This window comes from Magnetococcales bacterium, from assembly GCA_015228935.1.
GTDB lineage: Bacteria > Pseudomonadota > Magnetococcia > Magnetococcales > DC0425bin3 > HA3dbin3.
Map to the genome: position 1 here is coordinate 1 of JADGCO010000174.1, position 4,723 is coordinate 4,723.

3 protein-coding genes are annotated in these 4,723 nt (G+C 55.1%); all 3 read right to left on the reverse strand.

What is annotated here, in order from left to right:
* A partial coding sequence (gene brxC, locus HQL65_20240) for a BREX system P-loop protein BrxC (protein ID MBF0138566.1) occupies positions 1–2,837 on the reverse strand: 2,837 nt, incomplete at its 3' end.
* A 12-nt stretch (positions 2,838–2,849) separates the two neighbouring features.
* On the reverse strand, positions 2,850–3,401 hold the full coding sequence (locus HQL65_20245; GenBank protein MBF0138567.1) for a DUF1788 domain-containing protein: 552 nt from the start codon (positions 3,399–3,401) through the stop codon (positions 2,850–2,852).
* Positions 3,398–4,210 (reverse strand): hypothetical protein, encoded by an 813-nt coding sequence (locus HQL65_20250; protein ID MBF0138568.1) that lies wholly within the window; start codon positions 4,208–4,210, stop codon positions 3,398–3,400. The genes HQL65_20245 and HQL65_20250 overlap by 4 nt, the downstream gene beginning before the upstream one ends.
* Between the last annotated feature and the right edge of the window lie 513 nt (positions 4,211–4,723).

Here is a 4,723-nt window from a genome sequence, read left to right on the forward strand (position 1 = left end):
TTTCTCAAGATATTCTCCAAATTGCTACCGATCCAATTGCCGGATTTAGGGTTATGGATGGTCATCAATTGCTCGTTGCCAGAGGAGGCACGCATCTCCTCCAGGGATGCCATGTCGGGAAGAACCGGTTTGGGAGGATCCCCCCCGGCACGCCCGGCCAACTCCTTGAGACGCAGCAAGAACTCGGGAACCATGGCCGACTCTTCGTTCTGTCTGGCCTGGCATCCGGCTTTCAGCATCAACCGGCGAATCTGGATGCGCTGCGGCGTCGTGATGGTCACCGCCTCGACGCGAAACAGGCATTTTCCCAAAACCCGGCGTTCCAGTTTGTCGGCAGTAATGGGTTGACCACGCTCGTCGGTGACCCGCACCAATCCAGCCGTCAACAATACCTGCAACCCGCCATCCACGGCATCACCGGGCCAACCATAAGGGGCACCTTCGAAGTGTACCCGGATATCCTTGCCAGACTTGCCGCCCCCGATGAACCCCAGAATGGCTTTGCAAACGGCCTGGTTTGCCGGTTCTCCAGCATGCCCGACCTGTTTCAGGGCATCCGGCCCCCCCTTGCGCGCTTCGTCATAAACCTTGGCCCATCCGGGATGATCGCCGGCCTGAAACTGCGGATAGAGACGACAGACGCTGTCTTTCGCCGCCTCCAGGACCATTTCCTGAAGATTCCCACCCGTCACTTCGTTGCCACCACCCTGAAAAACACGTACCCCGGACAGGGAGTCATCCAGCAAGGCATGAATGCGCATGTCGGCATGATGGCGGGTGGTCTCCATGACGGCACGCGCCTCACGCCCCTCGGACGTGCCAGGCTCGACACGCTGTTCCAGGGTGATCTCGGCAGCCTTGTAATCAATGATACAACGGCGCAAATCATCGGGAGATCGCTTGGGAATGGAGGCAAAGATCACGGGCGACGTATTCCCCGCCGCCCGGGCATCGGCTTGCAGTGACGCAACATCCAGGGTCCATTCGTCCAGAATCCATAGATACAAACCCTGCTTCGTTGGCGGACGGGTGTTGAAAAGCAATTCAATCTTCCGTTCGATTCTGGTGTCACCCTGGGTCAGGGTCAATTTTTTGAGCCGCTCTTCCATGCGGTGACGCAGGCGAATCATTCGTTCGTTCTCGATCTTGTAGGCTGTCTCGGCAATTTCTGCCTGATGGCTCAGAAATTCGTCGTTCCAGGCCGTACTCTCCTCGGTGCGCATACGATATTCGTCGTTGACTTGCATGATCAGATCACAACGACCGAGCAGTCTGGGCAGCTCTGCCCGCAAGGATCCACTGCCTCCTGCCAGGTTCTCCAACAACAAATCGGCCAGGGTGTCCACAGTGGCACGAACACCTGCCTCTTCGTGGCCTCCAAGCAATTTATTGACCAGGAAAACCAACCCACAGGCTCGGGCGGTCAACCGCTCTTCCCGACTTCCCTGTATCCAGGTCATGGTCTTTTCATGCACCTTGCGCGGCAGGATGCGATGTTGCAGCAGGGTATCGGCAAGATCGAAATAAAGGGCATCACCAGGAATGACATGGCCAAGAGTCTCTTCCAGGTTGGTCTGAATCACCTTGTGAATCATGCTCAATTGATTGCGCAACTGGCTTCTGGTGCCTGTGCTGTCCAATACCCGCATGGTGCGTTCCCAGAAACGCCGCCGTACCGGCAGGATGGGGTAATCCTGCATCAGCACATTCTCATCCTCCTGACGATGCGCAATCCCGGAGCCAGACAGATGCCGGGAAATCTCCCCCTTGTTTTTTCGCAACATGGCATCAAGGAAAACATGACTCTCCGGCTTTTTGGCCAGGATGACCTTGCGCACCACGGAGTTGACATCAGCATCCGACAGTTCCACCCGGATCGGAAAACGCCCCTCCAGCTTTTTGAGATTGGAAGTGCCGGTCACGGCGGTCTGTCCGGTGGCAATAAACAGCAGGGAGCTGCCCATGCCCTTGCAACAGGCCTCCACGACCTCCTGTACCTCCAGGGAACGACGGCTGTCATCGCCAATAAATTGTTGCACTTCATCCAGGACGATCAATGTCAAGGGAAAACGCTTCTCCCGGGTCAAGGTTTGCCGAATGGTCTTGAGCATGTCGTCACTGCTGACATCCTGGACGCTGGGGAAAAGATTGTTGATGCTCTCCGCGCAGGCAGCCTGGGAGACAAAGAGGTTGGGCCTGACTCGCATCAATGCGGCAGACAACAGATCGGAAACATAGAGGTTGTCCAACTCTTCAGACCAGTTGCCCCCCTGTTCTTCCACCCAGGAACGCACCGGATCAAGAATCCCTTCCTTGCGCAACCACAGGACAAAACACGCGATGGGATAGCGTTCCGGCAATCCAGCCGACTTGAAGAGAATACTCAGCAGGGCAAGACGGACACTTCCCTCCGCCCAGGATCCCGGGGTTCCGGAAGCGGCATGTACACCCCCATGTCGTTTCGCCTGGATATCAAGCTCCTTCAGGCGATCCGTGATGCCGTTCGACAGGCTGGCAATCCCGCGTGCCCTGGCACCATCCTTGAAGGAGGTATCGACCCACAAGGCCCGCAGCATTTTGACAAGATGGGATTTGCCCGATCCATAAAAACCGCTGACCCACACACCGGGTTGCTGCGCCTGGCCCATATTGCGCAAAAAAGTGTCGAGGATGTGTTCCAGGCCTTTTTCGTACTGGCCATCGCAGACAAAGGTTTCCAACTCGTAGCGCAACACGGCCAAGGCCTGGTCGCTCCGGTCATCATTGACGGTAGCCACTCCTTCGTTGACCAGTTTTCTTTGGGAGGGATCCTGCACATAGATGTCGCGATTTTTCATGGTGTATCCTGTTTATCCGTCCTTGTCGGCGGTGATGCACATGGCCAGGTAATTCCAGCCATCATAGCCATCCAGCAGGCGGTAATTGTCATGCTCGCAACTTCCGGGGAAAAACAGTACCAGACGTCCTGGCACGAGCGGGGCCAACTGATCCACCAGGGGTTTGACCCTCAGCAGACCAAACAACGATCCGACCCCCTGGAAAGCCACAACATCGGTTGCACCAGCCTGGCAGTCCGCCAGAAATGCCTTGCAACGCGCCACGATAAACTCCTGGTACCTGGGAAGCAGACTGGACAGCAACCTTGGTTGTTGAAAATATTTGACCGCATACCTCTGTCCCGCAAGCCACTCCGCAAAGGTGTCGGTCAGGTCGAAGAGTATCCATCCATGACCCGCACGGCGGGTGACGATGTCAAACTCACCGATCCCGGCACGCAAGGCACGTTCGTCGGTTTGGTGATAGACACAAAAAATGACCCGCTGGGCAGCAGCGGCATCTTCCCGCCACGGCACGGCAATATGTCTGCCGTAGGAGTCGGCCAACCGCTTGATGCGACTCATGCCAGCCACTCCTGTTCCTGCGCATGCAACAGGCCGGGAAAGGCGACCTCCACAACATGCCCGATGTGATTCAGGACCATCCACCCCAGGCGGGATGCATCCTCAGCCAACTCAATGGCCCGGTCCGGAGAACACTCCAAAAGCCTGATGAAATCGGTTGTAAAAAGGCCGATGCCCCTTTCACCCCGCACATGTCCCAGAAACAACGCATAAGCCACAGACCCTGTCGTTGCCTGGGCATGGGTACGGTATTTTTTTTTGACGCCGCTCAAAAGACCCATCCTGGTCCAACTGGCGGCAAGATTACCCGCCACGGAAGCCAGGGTGGCCATGCTGAAACGGTCCGGATTTTTCTCGGTCAAAAATGCCTCCAAATCCTGACGACTGAAAAGCTGACCTGACTGCATGGCCAGAATAAACGGCGCACTTTGTCGCAGAAGGGCATCACGGACAAAGGCACAAAGTCCAGCCAACAAAGGCCTGCCCGCCGCATCGCGATGCCAAAAATGACGCAACACCCGGAAGAGTGCCACGTTGGGATCCAGGCCGTACAGGGTAATCAGGTACTCCCGGGTCAGTTTTCTGCTGCGAACCGACCGCTTGCCCAGGCAATTTTCCTCCTCGATGGCATGAACATAGCTGGCACGGTCGGCATGAGGATCAGGAATATAATCCATGAGTCGTCGCAAATCATCCAGCATGAGGCTGCGCGACGTATGGACGCCGCATCGCCAGGATGACCGATAACCAAGGCGCACCAACGAATCATGCCCAATTTCCTGCAAGTCGTGTCTTTGGATATATTTCATGGTCCGTGCCTGTTTCCATCAATGTCATCGTCACTGTTTTTCATGTTTTTTTTTCACCATCCGTTTCACAAGATCGGCAGGCCTTGCATGACACCTCATGCCCATACAAATTTCAAGTCGAATTCCTGACAACAGCCCGGGCATGCCCATACAAATTTCAAGTCGAATTTCTGACAACAGCCTGGAAGAGTGGGAAGACGTGGAAAAAATCCGTGTCACTTCCTGCTGAAACTCCTGGTTCGGCAAGATTCCGAAATCCATATGCAACCGGATTTGATTCACGGGTTACCAGGCCAGGACAATAAAACCCTTGACGTGCATGACATGTTCAAACAGAATCGAGGCAATTGAAATCTCACGCAAGATTTGTTCTTGATGAGGCACATGAAATCTCATGCAAGATTTGTTCTTGATATTGAATCAGCTTCTTGCGCCAGGATATGAAAACAACCAGTTCCGAAATCCGGTAGCAAACCCATGACCATGCCTACTTCCCCGACCACACCATCACCA